The following is a 17,835-nucleotide window of genomic DNA, read 5'->3' on the forward strand; positions in this document are numbered from 1 at the left end:
GCAGTGCGCATCTGTGAACCGGGCAGAGTGCGCCGCGCAGGGCCCGGCGGATACCCTTGGCACGTGAAGGTTCTCGTCATCGGCCCCGGCGGCCGCGAACACGCCATTGTCCGCTCCCTGCTGGCCGATCCCGGTGTCACTGAGGTCCATGCAGCGCCCGGCAACGCCGGGATCGCGCAGGTCGTCCCGACCCATGCGATCGACGCCAACAGCCCCGAGGCCGTGACCGCCCTCGCGCAGGAGCTCGGCGTGGACCTCGTGGTGGTCGGGCCCGAGGCGCCGCTCGCCGCAGGCGTCTCGGACGCCGTGCGCGAGGCCGGGATCCCGGTCTTCGGCCCCAGCCGGGCGGCCGCGCAGCTCGAGGCCTCCAAGGCGTTCGCGAAGCAGGTCATGGCCGAGGCCGGGGTCCCCACCGCGATGGCCCGGGTCGCCACCACCGCCGAGGAGGCCGCGGACGCCCTCGACGCGTTCGGCGCGCCCTACGTGGTCAAGGACGACGGGCTCGCCGCAGGCAAGGGCGTCGTCGTCACGGAGGACCGCGAGGCAGCCATCGCCCACGCCCAGGCGTGCTTCGATGCCGGCGGCTCCGTGGTCATCGAGGAGTACCTCAACGGCCCCGAGGTCTCCCTCTTCGTCATCTCCGACGGCAAGACCGTGGTCCCGCTCGAGCCGGCCCAGGACTTCAAGCGCATCGGCGAGGACGACCAGGGGCCCAACACCGGCGGCATGGGCGCGTACTCGCCCCTCGAGTGGGCGCCCGAGACCCTCGTCGAGGAGGTCATCGAGCGGGTGGCCCAGCCCACCGTGGACGAGATGGCCCAGCGCGGCACGCCGTTCGTCGGCGTCCTCTACTGCGGCCTCGCCCTCACCTCCCGCGGGACGCGCGTCATCGAGTTCAACGCGCGCTTCGGCGACCCGGAGACCCAGGCGGTCCTCGCCCGCCTCAGGACCCCGCTCGGCGCGCTGCTGCTCGCGGCCGCGACCGGGCGGCTGGACCGCGCCGAGGAGCTGCGCTGGTCGCCCGAGACCGCCGTCGCCGTCGTGCTCGCGTCGAAGGACTACCCGGACACCCCGCGCACGGGGGACCGCATCAGGGGCCTCAAGAAGGCCGCCGCCGTCGAGGGCGTGCACGTGCTCCACGCGGGCACCAGGCTCGCCGAGGACGGGAAGGTCGTCTCCGCCGGCGGGCGCGTGCTCGCCGTCGTCGGGCTCGGCGACGGGCTCGCCCAGGCGCGGCAGCGCGCCTACGCGGGCATGGACCTCATCACGCTCGACGGCGGGCAGTTCCGCCGGGACATCGGCGCCCGCGCCGAGCGCGGCGAGGTGACGGTCCCCGGGCCGGCAGGCCGGCACGCGGCACGCACGGCAGGAGCGCAGTGATGGCGGCATTCGACGCGTCGAAGGGCTTCGCCGCACAGGCGCCGGTGCTCGAGGGCTGGACCCATGTCTATTCGGGCAAGGTGCGCGACCTCTACGAGCCACAGGACGAGCAGGCGTTCCCGGACGCCGTCCTCGTGGTGGCCAGCGACCGCATCTCCGCGTACGACCACGTGCTCTCGAGCACCATCCCGGACAAGGGCCGCGTGCTCACGCAGCTGAGCCTGTGGTGGTTCGAGCAGCTCTCCGTGCCGAACCACGTGCTCGGCACGACCGTCGAGGACGGGGTCCCCGCCGAGGTGGTGGGCCGCGCCATGGTCTGCCGCCGTCTCGAGATGTACCCGGTGGAGTGCATCGCGCGCGGCTACCTCACCGGCTCCGGCCTCGCGGAGTACCGCGAGCACGGCACCGTCTGTGCGATCCGCCTCCCCGAGGGCCTCGAGGACGGCTCGCGCCTGCCCGAGGCGGTCTTCACGCCGTCCGCCAAGGCAGAGGTGGGCGAGCACGACGAGAACATCACCTACGAGGACGTGACCGGGATGGTGGGCGACGACGCCGCCGCCCGTCTGCGCGACCTCACCCTCGCGATCTACCGGGAGGCCGAGGGGATCGCCCGCGAGCGGGGGATCATCCTGGCGGACACGAAGGTGGAGTTCGGGCTCGACCCCGTGACGGGCGAGATCACGCTCGGCGACGAGGTGCTCACCCCGGACTCGTCCCGCTTCTGGGACGCCTCCACGTGGGAGCCGGGCCGCGCACAGCCCTCGTTCGACAAGCAGTACGTGCGCGACTGGCTGACCTCCGCCGAGTCCGGGTGGGACCGGTCCTCGGGCGACGAGCCGCCCGCTCTGCCGGCCGACGTCGTCGAGCGCACCCGGGCCCGCTACGTCGAGGCCTACGAGCGCCTCACGGGCCGCGCCTTCGCCTGAGAGTCCGGGCGGTCCGGCCGGCAGGCTGCTCAGCGAGTCTGGGCCGCCTGCTCGGCGCGCTGGGCGGCGAGGCGGATCTCGAGGATGGCGTCCATGGTCTGCTGGACCTTGTCCGAGGCGCCCGCGTAGCTGAACTGCTCACGGGCGTCCTTGAGCATCTCCAGTGCCTCCTCCGGCTCGCCCATCGCCTTGAGGGCGCGGCCCAGCAGGAGCGCCACCTCCCCGGCGGTATGGCGCCCGAGCACGGACTTCTCCGCGTGGATGGTGCGCAGGAGTTCGATCGCCTGGGCGATGTCCCCATTGAGGTACAGCCAGCGGGCGCGGATGAAGCTGACCTCGAGCTCCTCCGTGCGCGAGCCGCCGACGATGCTCAGCGCGAGCTCGGCCCGCTCGATCGCGGCCAGCGTGCTGGGCTCGATGATCCCGCCCGAGAGGCGCACCGCTGCCGAGGCCTTGTTGAACCGGGCCCAGAGCTCGATGTCGTTCGCGGGGGAGAGGAGATGGGCCGCGCGCTCGTGGTGCCTGACCCCTTCCTCGTAGTCCGCGCGCATGAACGCCACGTTGCCGATCACCCACTCGACCTCGCCCGCGAGCTGGCCCATGGCCTCCCCGTCCACGAGCGTGCCGAGCACGAGGCAGTGCTCCCAGGCCTCCTCGAGCCGCCCGCTCTCGGCCAGGGCGCCGATGAGGGCCCGCAGCGCGCCCACGTAGATCGTGGAGCCGTCCGGGAGCTCGGAGCCGAGACGGACCGCCTCGCGGGCGTGCTCGATCGCCGTGCTGAGCTGTCCGAGGCCGTGGCACACCGCGGCGAGCATCTGGCGGGCCCGCACCGCGAGGCCCTTGGACTCCGCCACAATCGGGTGCTCGAGAAGGTGCTGCACAATGCGCTGGCATTCGGCGAGTTCGCCCTGCTTCATGAGGCATTCCGCCTGCATGTACGTCATGTTCCACCATGCGCTGTTGTTCTTCCCGTCCAAGGCGAACTGCGCGGCGGTCGCGGCGTGGGTGGCTGCCTGCGCATAGTCACGGAGGTCCCACGCCTGACGGGCATAGAGCCCGGCCAGGACGTATTCGGCATCATTCGCGCTCACCGGCTGGCTCCAGGCCTCGAGGGCCTTGGGCGCGAGCTGGAGGCGCCGTGCGAGTTCCTGGATGACCTCGGCGGTGGGTTCGCGGCGGCCGGTCTCGAGCAGCGAGATATAGCTCGGCGAATAGAGGTTCTTCCCGAGCTCGGCCTGCGTGAGCCCGCGCTCGAGGCGCTCGGCCCTCAGCTTCTCGCCGAATCCACTCCCCACGGTGACCTCCTGGCCCTGACGGCATTCCCTGCCGATGTGTCTCAATGTCCTTCTTCTGAACCGTTCGAAGCCCGTGCTTAAGTGCCGATTGCTTGACAGCCAATGTAGAAAACATTTTACTTTGAATGTCAACCATGACAAAGCACGCCCTGCCCGACACGACGCACCCGTCCCGAAAAGTCTTCGGGACTGAAATCATCCGAGGACACGATCATGCTCAAGAAGATTATCGCCGCGCTTGCGCTCGGCGGCTCGCTGGCCCTCTCCGGTGTGGCGGTGGCCCCGACGGCCATCGGCAATTGGCCGGATCCTATGTCCGCCCCGACGGCGATCGGCAATTGGCCGGATCCGATGTCGGAGCCTGCCGACGGCGTGTAGCCGCGATCCCATGACGGTCCAGGCTGCGGCGGCCATGGTCGCAGTCCTGTGCAGGCAGGCAGCGCTCTGAGGCTGAGCATGCTGCCTGCGCGAGAGGCGCCCCCGGCGGCTGCCCGGGGGGCCCCGCGATGGGAGCGCGCGGCAGACCACCCGGCGCGGGTGGGGTGGTGGGGCGGGGGGGCGCGGGGGGGGGGGGGGGGGGCGCCCCCCCCCCCCCCCCTCTCGATGTCCGCGCGAGAAGGACCTCCGGCAGCGTCGAGGGGTCCGTGCATGCAGAAGGGCCCCGCAGCGTCTGGCGCCACGGGGCCCTGCATGGTCGGGATGACAGGATTTGAACCTGCGACCTCTTCGTCCCGAACGAAGCGCGCTACCAAGCTGCGCTACATCCCGATCCGCTGCCCGGGCAGTCCCCGAAGCAACTCCACTAGAGTACCCGATCGCCTGCGCAGGACGAAATCCGGATCGGCGGTCCCCTCGCCTCAGCGGCCGATGAGCGTCAGCAGGACGGCCTCGGGCCGGCACGCGATGCGGACCGGTGCGAAGCGCGACGTGCCGATGCCGCCGGAGACGTTGAGCGGCGTCGTGCGCAAGCCGTTCTGCCACTCCGTGAGGCCTCTGGCCCTCCACGTGGGGAGGTCGCAGTTGGAGACGAGCGCGCCGTACCCGGGGATGCACAGCTGCCCGCCGTGCGTGTGCCCCGCGAGGATGAGGTGCGCGCCGGCGTCCGTGAAATGGTCCAGCACGCGCTGGTAGGGCGCGTGGGCCACGGCCACCTTCACGTGCGGCTTGGCCTCATGGCCTGAGGCGCCGCGGGGCCAGTCGGCGTAGCGTTCGCGGCCGAGATGCGGATCGTCCACGCCGGAGAAGTCGAAGCGGACCCCGTTGAACTGGAGCGACTGCGCACGGTTGGTGAGGTTGACCCAGCCGGAGGCGCCGAAGCCCGCGAACAGCGCGCGCCAGTCGAGCTCGACCCGCCGGGGGAGGGGCGTGCGGCTGGAGGGACCGAGGAAGTAGGCGGCGGGATTGCGCAGGATCGGGGCGTAGTAGTCGTTCGACCCCGGGACGAACACGCCCGGGATCCGCAGCAGCGGGCCCAGAGCGGACAGGAGCGGGCGGACCGCGTCGGTGTGGCTGAGGTTGTCCCCCGTGTTCACCACGAGGTCAGGCTCGAGGTCCGCCAGTCCGGCGAGCCAGCGCGCCTTCCTGTCCTGGCCGGGCACGAAGTGGATGTCGCTCAGGTGCAGGACGCGGACCGGCCGCGCGCCCGGGGGGAGCACAGGGACGGTCTCCTCGCGGAGGCCGAACTGGTCCTTCTCCCACCAGCCGTACGCGGCGGCCGCGAGGCCCGCGCTCGCGCCGAGGCCCGCGACGATCGCGGTCCGCCGCGCACCGCGGGCCACGGCGGCGCCCAGCCGCTGGGCGGCGCCGCGTGGGACTGGTCCCGCCGGGGCGGCCGCCATCAGGTCCTGTCCGCTCATCGGGGCCGGGCTACTTGTCCCTGCCCGGCTTCGTCGGCTCGGGGGCCGGCGCGCTCGGCTGCGTCGGCGTGTCCGAGCCGCCGCCCGCCGGGGCAGTCGGGGCCACCGTTGCCGTGGGCCGCGGCGTGGGCTGCGGGTTGCCGATCATGGACTGCGGCGGGTTCTCGAACTCCCCGCCCGGGTACAGGCCCGCAACGCGCTGCATGTAGCCGCCCCACTGCGGGCCGGCGATGTAGGCGCCGTCGATCTGCTCGTAGAACTGCCCGTTCACCGTGACGTTCCGGCCGTCACGGGCCGAGAAGTCGTTGAGTGCCTCGCCGAAGAACGAGGCGGTGGAGAGCCCGGTCGTGTAGCCGACCATCCACGTCTGGGAGTTGTTGTTGTTCGTGCCGGTCTTGGCAGCGGCGGGCACGCTCGGCTTGGGGATGTAGTTCCACGAGCCCGAGCCCTTCTTGAGCACGTCCTGGAGCACCCAGTTCACGCCCTTGGCCACGTCCGGCTTGACCACGTCCTTCTTGCAGTTCGGCGCCTGGCCGCCGATCCGCTTGCCCTGGCCGTCGAGCACGTCGGTCACGGCCATCGGCGCGCAGTAGGTGCCGTTCGAGGCGAAGACCGCGAACGCGCTGGCCATGGTGAGCGGCGAGACGTTGAACGGTCCGAGCAGGCTCGAGAGCGTGGACATGTCCAGCTTCTTGTCCTGCCCCTCGCCGTCGTGCATGCCGGCGGCGTCCACGATCCGCTGGATGTCGCAGAAGTCCTCGAGCCCGGCCGCCGAGGCGTAGGTGGCCGTGTTGATCGAGTTGTAGAGGCCCTCGTTGACCGCGAGGGGCCGGTACCAGCCCTCTTCGGCGTTCTGGAGGGTCGGTGCCGCGCCGAGGCCCTCCTCGGCGTCGTTGTACGCGCCCGTGACCGGCTTGCAGGTGGTCTTCCACGGATAGTTGAGCGGGTAGACGCGCCGCGAGCCGTCCACGGTCTGCGTGGCAGTCTTCCCCTCGTTGAGCCACGCTGCGAAGGTGAAGGGCTTCATGGTCGAGCCGGGCTGGAAGCCCGCCGCGCCGCCGAGCTCGTTGCCGCTGGCGTCCTTGCGGTCCACGTTGAAGTTGTAGGTCGTGGTGAACCGGAGGCCCTGCTTCTCTAGCATTCGGGTGTTCTGCGCCATGGCGACCACCTTGCCCGTCCCCGGCTGGACTGAGACGAGGGAAGCGCCCCACTTGTCGGGGTTGGCCCCGGCGGTGCGGTCCACCTGCTCCTGGGCCGGGCCCTGGAGGCGGGGGTCGAGCGTGGTCTTGATGGTCAGCCCGCCGCGGAACACCTTCTTCTCGCGGTCCTCGGGGGTCTCGCCGAACGCGGGGTCATTGAGGACCGTGTGGAGCACGTAGTCGCAGAAGTACTGTGCCTGCTTGGCATACGCGCAGCCCTGGCGCGGGGCCTTGATCTTGAGGCTGATGGGGGTCGCGATCGCCTTGTCGTGCTCCTCCTGGGTGATCTTGCCGTGCTGGAGCATGGCGTCGATCACGAGGTTGCGGCGCTCGAGCGCCTGCTCCGGGTTGGTCTCCGGGTTGTAGAGCGTGGGGCTGTTCACGAGGCCCGCGAGGAGCGCCGCCTGCGGGATGGAGAGCTTCTTCGCGTCCACGGAGAAGAAGTACTGGCTCGCGGCCTGGACGCCGTAGGCGTTGCGGTTGAAGAAGACGATGTTGAGGTAGCCCTCGAGGATCTCCTCCTTCGAGTACTTCTTCTCGAGCGCGATCGCGAGCTTCATCTCGCGGAGCTTGTCACCCACGCCCTTCTGGCCGTTGAGCACGACATCGCTGTCCTTGCCCTGGGCGATGAGCGCGTCATTGATGACGTTCGTGACGTACTGCTGGGTGATCGTCGAGGCGCCCTGGCGGCTGCCGCGGAGGTTGGCGGCGACGGCGCGCAGGATGCCGGTGGTGTCCACCCCGCCGTGCTCGTAGAAGCGCGAGTCCTCGATCGCGATGAGCGCGTCCACCATGTTCGGGCTGACCGACTTGAGCGGGACGTAGGTGCGGTTCTCCGCGAAGAGCGAGGCGATCTCCGAGCCGTCCGCGGCGAGGACCCTCGTGACCTGGCCCGGGGTCTCCACGGTGAGCTCGCTCGGAAGGCTGTCGAAGAACTGCACCGAGCCGTTCGCCGCGTTCCCGGTGACAGCCGCCGCGGGCACCATGAGGCCCGCGACCAGCACTCCGCCGATCGCGCTCACGCCCAGGAACGCGAGGATCTTGCCCAGTGTTGTGGCCGTGTCGAAGACGGGGTTCTTGCCAGAAGCCATGTGTACGAGTCTACGGGAGCGGCTACGCTGGCCTCATGACCGCCTGGGAATACGCCACTGTGCCGCTCATCGTCCACGCCACCAAACAGATCCTCGACCAGTGGGGCGAGGACGGGTGGGAGCTCGTCCAGGTGGTCCAGGGACCGGGCGGGAACGGCCTGGTGGCGTACATGAAGAGGGAGAAGCAGGCGTGACCGATTCAACCCCCCAGACGGCCGGCTCCACCGAGGTGACGAGCGCCGTCGAACGCCGCCTCGCAGACCTCGGTCTCGCGCTGCCCGAGGTGGCTGCCCCCGTGGCCGCGTACGTCCCCGCGGTCGCCACCGGCTCGACCGTGTACACGTCCGGCCAGCTGCCGTTCATCTCGGGCCAGCTGCCCGCGACCGGCAAGGTCGGCGCGGACGTCACCGCCGAGGACGCGAAGAAGTACGCCGAGCTCTGCATCATCAACGCGCTGGCTGCGGTCAAGGCCCAGATCGGGGACCTCGACCGGATCACGCGCATCGTCAAGGTCGTGGGCTTCGTCGCCTCTGACCCGGCATTCACGGGCCAGCCGGGGGTCATCAACGGTGCCTCCGAGCTCCTCGGCAAGGTCTTCGGCGAGGCCGGCACCCACGCCCGCTCCGCCGTCGGTGTTGCGGTCCTTCCGCTGGACGCCCCCGTAGAGGTTGAGCTGATTGCCGACTTCGCATAAGCGTCGTTTCCTACTGCCCAAGCGGCTCCAGGGCGCCGCACGCAGCTGGCTCGCCGAGGAGGACAGGACGCCGCGCACTCCGCGGCTCGCCTCCTCGGTGGCCCTCGTGCGCGACTGCCCGACGGGGACCGAGACGTGGCTCGCCTACCGCGGAAGCGAGTCCCCGCTCGGGATCGTCGCCTTCCCGGGCGGCTCGGTTGAGAACGCCGACGAGGACTCGTTCGACTGGTACGGCCCCTCCGTAGGCCAGTGGTCCGAGATCCTCGGCACACCGGACTACTCGACGGCCCGCGTGCACGTGGTGGCGGCAATCCGGGAACTCTTCGAGGAGACCGGGGTCCTCCTCGCCGGCTCTGACGACTCGAGCGTGGTCGAGAGCACGGGGACGGGCGACTGGATCCGTGCCCGTGAGGCGCTCGCAGACCATGAGGTCGGGTTCGCCGAGCTGCTCTCCAAGCGCGGGCTCGGGCTGCGCACGGACCTCCTGCGCCCGCTCGTCCACTGGGTGAGCCCGGACTTCGCCCACCGCCGCTTCGACACCCGCTACTTCGCCGCGACGGCGCCGGCCGGCCAGACGCCCGCTCTCCTGCCCAGCAGGGGCGTGTGGGGCGAATGGGTGCCCGCCGCAGCGGTCATCGCCGAGCGGGACACCACGAACCTCGGCGACAGGATCGGCCAGCCGGACACACGCGGCCAGACCCTCTCCGAGCTCCTCGTGCCGGCCCTCGAGATCATGCTCGCGAAGATGGGCAAGGCAAAAGGCTGCATTGCCTACCTCAGCATCAAGCGCACCACGCACACGTACCAGGCCGAGCTCGTGGAGGAGGGCGGCCAGCTGTTCCTCGAGGTCGAGGCTCCCGGAGCCGCCGTCGCCCCGCCGACCGAGGCGCTTCACGTTGTGCCCCGCCCTGAGGCGGGCTGAGCCGCCGCCTCGGCACCCGCGGCCCCCAGTGCACTCTCCCGGCGCTGACGGCTGGATGACGAAGGAGCCGGACCCTCGGGTCCGGCTCCTTCGCACTTCTCGCCGGCGGCGCCGGCGTCAGGCTCAGCGCGAGCGCTGGCGGAGGCGCTGCATGTCGAGGATCACGACCGCGCGCGCCTCGAGGCGGATCCAGCCGCGCTGGACGAACTCGGCGAGGGCCTTGTTCACCGTCTCCCGCGAGGCTCCCACGAGCTGGGCGAGCTCCTCCTGCGTCAGCTCGTGCGCCACGAGGACGCCGTCCGTGGCGGGTCGGCCGAACCGGTCGGCAAGGTCCAGGAGGGCCTTCGCGACGCGGCCCGGGACGTCCGAGAAGACGAGGTCCGAGAGCGAGTCGTTCGTGCGGCGCAGGCGGCGGGCGAGCGCCTGGAGCAGCTGCGCCGAGACCTCTGGGCGGCTGCGGAGCAGGGTGTTGAGCGCCTCGTTCTTGAGGCCCGCGAGGCGGGTCTCGGAGACGGCGGTCGCGGTCGCGTTGCGCGGGGCCGGATCGAACAGCGCCATCTCGCCGAACAGCTCGCCCGGGCCGAGGATCGCGAGCAGTGACTCGCGGCCGTCCGGCGACGTGCGGCCGAGCTTGACCTTGCCGGACACGATGAAGTAGAGCTGGTCGCCCTGGTCGCCCTCGCGGAACACTGAGGCGCCTCGGGAGAGGTCTACCTCGGTGAGCTCGTCCATCAGCAGTCGGAACGCATCGTCGTCGAGTGTGGCGAAGAGGGGGGCCCGGCGCAGCACTTCGATGTCCAATTCAGTCTCCTCAAAGTCAATACGTGGTCACGCGCTCCGCTCATTGTTTCAGATCCTGCGGACCTTTGTGACGAACTTGGCACCGGGGCGCGTGTGGCAGGGACTGTCAGCCCCCGCCGATAGACTCCGATGGTGCTCTTCGGTGTGACCTTCCTCGACGTGGTCCTCGTGCTCGTGCTGATCGGCTATCTGGCCAACGGCGCCCGTGCGGGCTTCGTCGTGAGCCTCGGGGGCATCCTCGGCTTCCTCGCCGGCGGGGCGGTGGCTTTCTTCGCGGTGCCGCTTGTCAGCCAGGCGCTCGCGGACAGCGGCTGGCGGGCGGCCGGCGTCGTCATCACGGCAGTGCTGCTCATGGCGGTCGGCAACGGCGCGGGCTCGGCGCTCGGGCACCGCGTGCGGCGGGGCATCCGCTCCAAGGGGGCCGGCGGCGTCGACCGCGTGCTCGGCGGGCTCGTGAGCCTCATCGCCACCGCGCTCATCATCTCCATGACGGCCTTCACGGTCTCGAGCATCGGCATCCCCTGGGTCTCGCAGCAGATCGCCGGCTCCAAGGTGATCAGGGCGATCGACGACCTCACGCCCGGCCCCGTCAAGGAGCAGGCCGCTGCGCTGAGGGCCTTCGTGTTCGCGGACGGCCTCCCGAAGGTCATCGAGGGGATCGGAGGGCCGGCCGAGCCCGTGCCCGTCCCCGACGCGGCGGCGGACACCCCCGAGCTGCGGGCTGCGGCACAGTCCGTGCTCCGCATCACCGGGACCGCGTACCAGTGTGGGCAGAACCAGACGGGCAGCGGCTTCGTCGTGGCGCCGGACCGGGTCATGACCAACGCCCACGTCGTTGCGGGCGTTGCGGAGCCCGTCGTCGAGCTCCAGGACGGCGGCGGGGCACGGACCGGGCGGGTCGTGTACTTCGACGCCGCCCAGGACATCGCCGTCATCGCGGTCGAGGGGCTCCAGGTCCCGCAGCTGCCCCTCACCAGGACCAGCCCGGCTGGCACCGCGGCCGCCTTCGCCGGCTACCCGCTGGGCGGTCCCTTCCAGATGCGCCCGGCGGTCATCCAGGGCACGACGACGGTTCTCGCCCCCGACATCTACGGAGGCAATGAGGAGGCCAAGCGGGTCTACCAGCTCTCGGGCAACGTCCAGCAGGGCAACTCCGGAGGACCGCTCCTGACCAAGGAGGGCCGGATCACAGGCGCCATCTTCGCCAAGAGCGAGTCCACGGCCGGGGTCGGCTACGCGATCACGATGGAGGAGATCGCGCCGGTCGTGGAGCGCGCCCCCTCGCTCGCCCAGCCGGTCCAGCCCGGGGTGTGCACCCGGAAGTAGGGCGCGCGCCGGGCTGGACGACCGAGCAGGCCCAGGCCCTGGACGAGCCGAGCAGCCTAGGCCCGGGAGAGCTGGCGGGGAGCGGTGAGGTCTGCGAGGTAGTCGATGCCGAAGCGGTAGCCGAGGGTCCCGGCCCCGGCGATGACCGCGTGGCAGACATCGCTCAGGTACGAGTGGTGGCGGAACTCCTCGCGGGCGTGGACGTTCGTGATGTGGACCTCGACAGCCGGGAGCTGGACCGCCGAGATCGCGTCGCGGATCGCGACCGAGGTGTGCGTGTACGCGCCCGCGTTGACCACGATCCCCAGCGCCGTGGTGCGGGCCGCGTGGATCGCGTCGAGCAGCTCGCCCTCGTGGTTGGACTGCACGCAGCGGACCTCGAGCCCGTGCTGGGCTGCCGCCTCGGCGCACAGGCGCTCGACGTCCGCGAGGGTCGCGGTGCCGTACTTCTCGGGCTCACGGGTCCCGAGCAGGTTCAGGTTGGGTCCGTTCAGGACGAGGATCGTGCCGCGGGGCGTCTCTTCCATCATGTGCCCCACTCTAGGCGCACGTGGGGCGGCGCACCGCGTGGATGCGCCGCCGCACTTCTGGGTGCCGGGATCAGCCGGCCGTCGCCTCGACCCGGAGGACGAGGGCGTGCTCGGGCCGCAGGATCGGCAGCGGCAGCCCCACCTCCGAGAGGAAGCGGCCCGTGGCCTCCGCGCCCTCGGACAGCCACGCAGGCGGGGCGATCTGCGTGAACGCGTCACGCCAGTCGGCGTCGTCGGGCGTCGGGAGCACGGGCGTCACGCGGTACGTCCGCGCCGGATCGAGCCCCGGGATGCCCGCGCGCCCCGGCATCTCTGCCGCCAGCGTGCCCAGGGCGACGGCCGAGAACAGGCCCTCCTCGCCGTCGTGCGAGACCACGCCGTGCAGCCGCAGGTTGGCCTCCGCGAGGTCCGCGTTGACCCGCCGGCCCGAGTGGAGGAGGCCGCGGTGCTGCTTGTAGAGGGCGATGGCGCGGCGGAGCGTCCCGCGCTCGGCGGGGGTCGCCTGGCGGATGTCCCACTCCATCCCGAAGTGCCCGAACAGGGCCGTCGCGGCGCGGAACGAGATGCTGTGGACGCGTCCGGTGGTGTGCGAGTGCGTCGGCCCCACATGGGCGCCCACGAGCTCGGGCGGGAGGACGGCCTGGGTCCAGCGCTGGATGGTCTGGCGCTCGAGGGCGTCGTTGCAGTCCGAGGCCCAGACCCGGTCGGTCCGCTCGAGGATGCCGAGGTCCACGCGGGCCCCGCCCGAGGAGCAGGACTCGATCTCGACGTGCGGGTGGGCGGCCCTGAGCGCGTCGAAGAGCCGGTACGCGGCGAGGGTCTGCTCGTGCACCGACGGCCTGCCGCCGCTGCCGTGCTCGGCGAGGTCCCGGTTCTGGTCCCACTTGAGGTAGCTGATCCGGTTCCCGGACAGGAGGGCGTCCAGGCGATCGTAGATGTACTGCCACGCCTCGGGGTTGACGAGGTCGAGGACGTGCTGGTGCCGCCACTCGTGCGCGAGGCGGCCGCCGTCCTTGTGCGAGGCCGCGGCGGGTCCCACGATCCAGTCCGGGTGCTCGCGCGCCACATCGGAGTCCAGATTGACCATCTCGGGCTCGACCCACAGGCCGAACTCCATGCCGTGGCCGCGCACGGCGTCGATGAGCGGCGTGAGGCCCTCGGGCCACAGCTCACCGTCGACGTACCAGTCGCCGAGCCCAGCAGTGTCGTCGCGGCGCCCGCGGAACCACCCGTCGTCGAGCACGAAGCGCTCCACGCCGAGCTCCGCCGCGGACTCGGCCAGCTCGATGAGGGGCTCGAGCCGGTGGTCGAAGTAGACGGCCTCCCATGTGTTGAGCACCACCGGCCGCGCCCTTCCCGAGCCGCCGGCCTCGCCCTGGGTGCCCACGTGGTGCGGGCGCGCACGGAACCACTCGTAGAAGCGCTCCGTGACGCCGTCGAGACCGCGGTCGGAGTAGGCGGCGTACAGTGCCGGCGTCGTGTACGACTCGCCGGGCGAGAGGACGACCTCGCCCGAGCCGAGCAGCTCTGCCGCGCCGAGCATGCGGCGGCCGTCCGCGAGCGAGTCGAGGTACTGCTCATGGTTCCCGGACCAGCCGAAGTGCACGGCCCAGACCTTGCCCGAACGGTTCGAGAAGCCCGCGGTGCCGGCGGCGACGAGGAGCGAGGAGTCGTGGCCGGTGCGGCCGTGGCGGCCCGAGCGGACCCACGTGCCCTGCGCGATCGCGTGCCTCTGGGGGTGGTTCTCGCGGCACCAGCGGCCGGTGAGGTCGAGGAGCTCCGCGGCGTCCCCCGGCACCGGGAGCACGGCGCCGAGCTCCTCGAGGGCGTACGGGGTCTCGCCCGTGTTGGCCAGGGTGTGGGTGAGCTCGAGGAGCCCGCCCGGGTGGAGCCGGAGTGAGGTGGTCACCTCGAGTCCGGCCTCGGCATCGCTCTGGCGCACGACGGCGGTGCTCGCCCCCGCCGGCCCGTCGCCCGGGTCGGTGCTCGCCTCGGCGGCGACGACCCGCAGCGCGGGAGAGAAACCGAAGCCGGAGACGCCGGCGTCGTCCCTGCGGTGTCCGCGCAGGCCGGGCCGCCCGATCCACCCCGAGGACGCCTGGGGGACGAGCCCTGCAACCACAGGAATGTCCAGCGCCGAGTGGGCGACCGGGGGCGTGAGGAGCCCGAGGTCAGGGAGGGAGTCGCCGAGCGCGGCGCCCCAGTGGACGATCTGGGCCTCGCCGGAGTCGAAGGCGAGCACGAGACTCGTGCCGGCTGCCTGGAGGTGCAGAGGTGTCATGGGGTGCATGGCTTCGCTTTCAGGGGTGCTTGCGCAGGTGCGCTCGGTGCGTGGACTGCGTTCGGTGCGGGGCCCGGCGCGGCGTGCGCCGGGCCCCGCGGATCAGGGCTGGCCGCGGCCTACTTGAAGAGGGCGTTGACCTGCTCGTTGGCCTGCGTCAGCGAGCTCGCCGGGGCCTTGCGGGAGACGACCGCGTCCATGGCCGGCTTCATGATGCCGTCCACCTTCGCCGCGTTGTCCGCGATCGGGAAGAGGAACGTCGTCTTGTCCTCGACGTGCTGGGTGAAGGCGGAGACGTCAACGCCCTTGGCCTTGAAGGCCTCGGCTGCCTTCTCCGAGGAGGACTTCACGGCCGGGAACACGACCGCCTTGGAGGCGACGACGTCCTGGCACGCGGCGGAGCCGAGGTACTCGACCCACTTGACCGCGGCGTCCTTCTTCTTCGTGCCCGCCCAGATCGAGTCGGCGAGGCCGTTGAACATCGAGGCACGCTTGCCCTCCGGGCCCTCGGGGGTCGGTGCGATCCCGACCTCGACGCCCTTGTAGCCGGTGTACTGGCCGATCATCCACGAGCCGTTGGCGTTGATGGCGGACTTGCCGGCCGCGAACGTGTCGGGCATGCTCGCCCCCACGGTGGTCTCGAGCTTGGGCATGTAGCCCTTCTCGGTGAGTCCGGCGAACCAGTCGATGCTCTCCTGGAACCGCGCGTCGTCGTACTGGAACTTGGTGCCCCAGGGGTTCTTGTCCGTGTGCGTCCAGCCGGTGGTGCCCGTGAGGTAGCTCCACTCGGTCTGGCCCTGGCCAGAGCCCGAGCCCGCGAGGCCGAGGCCGTAGACAGCGACGCTGTTCTTGTCGAAGCCGGGCTCATCGCCGCGGACGCCGTTCTTGTCCACCGTGAGGTGGGCGATGACCTTCTCGTAGGATCCGCCGTCCTGCGGGTTCCACGTGAGGTTCTTCATCTCCTCTTCGGAGATGCCCGCATCGGCAAGCATCTTCTTGTTGTAGAAGAGGGCCACGGTGTCCCAGTCCTTCGGGAGACCGTAGCGCTTGCCGTCCTGGCCCACCCAGAGGTCGGCGAGGCCCTCGTTGTACTGGCTGAGGTCCACGTTGTCCTTGGAGACGGCGTCGTCGAGGGCCAGGAGCTGCTTCTTGCCCGCGTACTCCGGGTACTTGGCGAGATGGTCGGTGAAGACGTCCGGGGCCGTGCCGGCCACGAAGCCGTTGGTGAGCGTGGACCAGTAGTCGTCCCAGCCGCGCTGGGTGATCTTGACCGTGATCTCCGGGTTGGCCTTCGTGAAGTCGTCGGCGCACTGCTGGTAGGCGGGGAGCTGGTTGGCGTCCCAGAGCCAGTAGCTGATCTCACCCTTGGCGGACTCTCCGCCCTCGGAGCTGCCGCCTCCGCAGGCAGTGAGCGCCAGTCCTGCGGCGGCCGCGAGGGCGACGGCGCCCCACGCCTTGTGAGCGAGTGCTTTCTTCATCTTTCTGGGTGTCCTTTCTTCGGACATGGGTGTGACGGATCTGTCGGGGGAGAGGGTCTGTGGATCGGGCCTACTTGATGCCCGAGAATCCGATCGAGTTGACGATCTTCTTGCCGAAGGCGGCGAAGAGGATCAGGACCGGGAGGGCAGAGACGAGCGTGGCGGCCATGAGGCCTGACCAGTCCGGTGCGCCCTGGGGGGACTGGGACTTGAACACGCCCAGGCCCACCTGGAGGACGCGGACGTCCGGCTCCGAGGCGACCAGGAGCGGCCAGAAGTACTCGTTCCACTGGCCGATGAACGTCAGGAGGGCCAGCGTTGCGATCGGGGCCGCGGCGTTGGGCAGCACGATCTGGAAGAAGATCCGCAGGTGCTTGGCGCCGTCGAGCATCGCGGCCTCCTCGACCTCGCGGGACATGTTCAGGAAGAACTGCCGCAGGAAGAAGATCGCGAACGGGGTCATGAACACGTACGGCAGCACGAGCCCGAGCATCGTGTTGAGCAGGCCGAGGTTCTTGATGAGCAGGAAGTTCGGCAGCGCCGTGAAGATCGGCGGGACGAGCATGGTGCCCAGGAAGAGGCTGAAGACTGCGTCGCGACCCTTCCAGCGCAGCCGGGCGAAGGCGTACGCGGCCATGGCGCTGAAGAAGACGGCGCCGGCGGTGGTGATCGAGGCGAACAGGACCGAGTTGCGCAGGTACACCCAGAAGTCGATCGCTGCGCCCGAACCGCCCTCTGCGATGGCCTCCTGGGCTGTCTGCAGGCCGAAGACGCGCTTGAACGCGCCCAGGCTGAACTCGGTGGGCAGCAGGCTGCCCGAATTGGCGGCCAGCGCGCCGTTGGTCGAGAGGGCCGTCCGGAGGACCCAGTAGAAGGGGGCGACGGTGACGGCGATCGCGAGGACAAGGAGCGCCCAAGCCCCGATGCGCCGCCAGTTGAGGGGACGACGGCGTGCTCCCGCGGCGCGGCCTTCGGTCTGGGGGATGAGTGCGGTGGTCATGGCGGGACTCCTTAGTCCAGGTCCGACTCGTTGCCGCGCAGGAACTTCATCTGGATGAAGGCCACGAGCGCGAGGATGAGGAAGAGGATGACGGCGATGGCCGACGCGTAGCCGAAGTCGGACTCCGTGAACGCCTTCTGCACGATGTAGTACTGGATCACACGGGTCGCGTTGACCGGACCGCCCGCCGTCGTCACCGCGACGGTGTCGAACACCTGGAACGAGCCGATGACCGTGACGACGAGGACCAGGACGAGCACGGGCCGCAGGAGCGGGAGGGTGATCCGCGTGAAGGTCTGGACCGGGGAGGCGCCGTCCAGGTCAGCCACCTCGTAGAGGTGCCGTGGGATGGCCTGCAGGCCCGCGAAGATCAGGAGCGCCGTGTAGCCCATGTGCCGCCACGTGTTGATGAGCGCCTGGGTCGGGATGGCCCATTCCTCGCTCCCGAAGAACGCCACTCGGGGCAGTCCCAGGCCATCGATGAGCTGGTTGACGATCCCGATCTGGTAGTCGAGCATCCAGAACCAGAGGAGCGCCGCGATGACGTTCGACATGAGGTACGGGAGCAGGAGCGTTCCCCGGATCAGGGTGGACTTGGCCACGCGGTCCATGAGCAGGGCGATCCCGAGGGCGAGGACCGTCTGGAGCGCGATGTTGATCACGACGTACTGGGCCGTGACCCCCAGGGCGTTCCAGAACAGCGGGTCCTTGGCCAGCGCCGCGTAGTTCTTGCCCCCGATCCACTCGGGATCCCCGAGGATGCTGTACTCCGTGAAGCTCAGGTAGACGCCGCGGATGGTCGGGACGAGGAAGAAGGCGATGAAGCCGATCATCGCGGGAGCGATGAAGAGCAGTGCGACCTTGAAGTCTCCGCCGAACAGTCCGCTGCCCCGCGGGGTGGAGGCGGCGGTGCCCGCCCGCCGCGGCATGCGTCCGGAGTCCCGGCGGGCCGGGGGTGCTCCTGAGGCGGTGGTGGTGGTCATCGTCGATCCTCCGATGTGACGTGGGTAACAGCTGGAAGGAATCTACACGAGTAACTCAATAACTGGCAAGAGG

Annotated in this window: 16 protein-coding genes and 1 tRNA gene; 7 read left to right on the forward strand and 10 right to left on the reverse strand. The window is 70.4% G+C overall.

Features of this window, described 5'->3' with window-relative positions; genetic code table 11:
* Nucleotides 1-63: 63 nt before the first annotated feature.
* Both purD and ABCQ75_RS12180 read left to right on the forward strand, forming a co-directional pair.
* The gene (gene purD / locus ABCQ75_RS12175) at nucleotides 64-1,380 is read left to right on the forward strand and encodes a phosphoribosylamine--glycine ligase (protein WP_345885641.1); all 1,317 of its coding nucleotides are present in this window, start codon (nucleotides 64-66) and stop codon (nucleotides 1,378-1,380) included.
* A complete protein-coding gene (locus ABCQ75_RS12180; protein WP_345885642.1) occupies nucleotides 1,380-2,306 on the forward strand; it encodes a phosphoribosylaminoimidazolesuccinocarboxamide synthase in 927 nt (308 codons plus the stop codon). Before purD ends, ABCQ75_RS12180 begins: the two co-directional genes overlap by 1 nt.
* A gap of 29 nt (nucleotides 2,307-2,335) precedes the next feature.
* On the opposite strand, the gene ABCQ75_RS12185 is transcribed toward ABCQ75_RS12180, so the two are convergent.
* Nucleotides 2,336-3,601 carry a helix-turn-helix domain-containing protein gene (locus tag ABCQ75_RS12185; protein WP_345885643.1) on the reverse strand — a complete coding sequence of 422 codons (1,266 nt, stop codon included), beginning with the start codon at nucleotides 3,599-3,601 and terminating at the stop codon, nucleotides 2,336-2,338.
* Nucleotides 3,602-3,814: 213 nt separating this feature from the next.
* On the opposite strand from ABCQ75_RS12185, the gene ABCQ75_RS12190 reads away from it, so the two are divergent.
* Nucleotides 3,815-3,979, forward strand: coding sequence for a hypothetical protein (locus tag ABCQ75_RS12190; protein WP_345885644.1), 165 nt, complete (start codon nucleotides 3,815-3,817; stop codon nucleotides 3,977-3,979).
* A 313-nt stretch (nucleotides 3,980-4,292) separates the two neighbouring features.
* Here the strand turns inward: ABCQ75_RS12190 and ABCQ75_RS12195 are convergent.
* The 3 genes from ABCQ75_RS12195 to ABCQ75_RS12205 form a co-directional block, all read right to left on the reverse strand.
* A tRNA-Pro gene (locus ABCQ75_RS12195) sits at nucleotides 4,293-4,369 on the reverse strand.
* A gap of 89 nt (nucleotides 4,370-4,458) precedes the next feature.
* Nucleotides 4,459-5,457: a metallophosphoesterase gene (locus ABCQ75_RS12200; protein ID WP_345885645.1), complete on the reverse strand. Its 999-nt coding sequence runs from the start codon at nucleotides 5,455-5,457 to the stop codon at nucleotides 4,459-4,461.
* A 10-nt stretch (nucleotides 5,458-5,467) separates the two neighbouring features.
* A complete protein-coding gene (locus tag ABCQ75_RS12205) occupies nucleotides 5,468-7,747 on the reverse strand; it encodes a transglycosylase domain-containing protein (protein WP_345885646.1) in 2,280 nt (759 codons plus the stop codon).
* Nucleotides 7,748-7,782: 35 nt separating this feature from the next.
* Between ABCQ75_RS12205 and ABCQ75_RS12210 the strand changes: the two genes are divergently transcribed.
* From ABCQ75_RS12210 to ABCQ75_RS12220, 3 genes are read left to right on the forward strand one after another with little or no spacing between them, the layout of a single operon-like run.
* A complete protein-coding gene (locus ABCQ75_RS12210; RefSeq protein ID WP_345885647.1) occupies nucleotides 7,783-7,941 on the forward strand; it encodes a Sp36 family protein in 159 nt (52 codons plus the stop codon).
* Nucleotides 7,938-8,441, forward strand: coding sequence for a RidA family protein (locus ABCQ75_RS12215; RefSeq protein WP_345885648.1), 504 nt, complete (start codon nucleotides 7,938-7,940; stop codon nucleotides 8,439-8,441). The genes ABCQ75_RS12210 and ABCQ75_RS12215 overlap by 4 nt, the downstream gene beginning before the upstream one ends.
* A complete protein-coding gene (locus tag ABCQ75_RS12220; RefSeq protein ID WP_345885649.1) occupies nucleotides 8,425-9,363 on the forward strand; it encodes an NUDIX hydrolase in 939 nt (312 codons plus the stop codon). Before ABCQ75_RS12215 ends, ABCQ75_RS12220 begins: the two co-directional genes overlap by 17 nt.
* Before the next feature lie 123 nt (nucleotides 9,364-9,486).
* Here the strand turns inward: ABCQ75_RS12220 and ABCQ75_RS12225 are convergent, their stop codons facing one another.
* Complete coding sequence (locus tag ABCQ75_RS12225; protein WP_345885650.1) at nucleotides 9,487-10,164, reverse strand: Crp/Fnr family transcriptional regulator; 678 nt, start codon at nucleotides 10,162-10,164, stop codon at nucleotides 9,487-9,489.
* A gap of 129 nt (nucleotides 10,165-10,293) precedes the next feature.
* Between ABCQ75_RS12225 and ABCQ75_RS12230 the strand changes: the two genes are divergently transcribed.
* Nucleotides 10,294-11,490 (forward strand): MarP family serine protease, encoded by a 1,197-nt coding sequence (locus tag ABCQ75_RS12230; RefSeq protein ID WP_345885651.1) that lies wholly within the window; start codon nucleotides 10,294-10,296, stop codon nucleotides 11,488-11,490.
* A gap of 56 nt (nucleotides 11,491-11,546) precedes the next feature.
* Here ABCQ75_RS12230 and aroQ read toward each other — a convergent pair whose 3' ends face one another.
* The 5 genes from aroQ to ABCQ75_RS12255 all read right to left on the reverse strand — a co-directional run bounded on the left by aroQ (nucleotide 11,547) and on the right by ABCQ75_RS12255 (nucleotide 17,708).
* On the reverse strand, nucleotides 11,547-12,020 hold the full coding sequence (gene aroQ / locus ABCQ75_RS12235) for a type II 3-dehydroquinate dehydratase (RefSeq protein ID WP_345885652.1): 474 nt from the start codon (nucleotides 12,018-12,020) through the stop codon (nucleotides 11,547-11,549).
* Nucleotides 12,021-12,090: 70 nt separating this feature from the next.
* Nucleotides 12,091-14,301, reverse strand: a complete 2,211-nt coding sequence (locus ABCQ75_RS12240; RefSeq protein WP_345885653.1) for an alpha-galactosidase — start codon at nucleotides 14,299-14,301, stop codon at nucleotides 12,091-12,093.
* A gap of 119 nt (nucleotides 14,302-14,420) precedes the next feature.
* Entirely contained in the window at nucleotides 14,421-15,779 is a 1,359-nt protein-coding gene (locus tag ABCQ75_RS12245) for an ABC transporter substrate-binding protein (RefSeq protein WP_345885654.1), read from the reverse strand.
* 70 nt (nucleotides 15,780-15,849) lie between these two features.
* A complete protein-coding gene (locus ABCQ75_RS12250) occupies nucleotides 15,850-16,779 on the reverse strand; it encodes a carbohydrate ABC transporter permease (protein ID WP_345885655.1) in 930 nt (309 codons plus the stop codon).
* 11 nt (nucleotides 16,780-16,790) lie between these two features.
* On the reverse strand, nucleotides 16,791-17,708 hold the full coding sequence (locus ABCQ75_RS12255) for a carbohydrate ABC transporter permease (protein WP_345885700.1): 918 nt from the start codon (nucleotides 17,706-17,708) through the stop codon (nucleotides 16,791-16,793).
* Between the last annotated feature and the right edge of the window lie 127 nt (nucleotides 17,709-17,835).

The organism is Sinomonas halotolerans (genome assembly GCF_039615075.1).
In the GTDB taxonomy this organism is placed as follows: domain Bacteria; phylum Actinomycetota; class Actinomycetes; order Actinomycetales; family Micrococcaceae; genus Sinomonas; species Sinomonas halotolerans.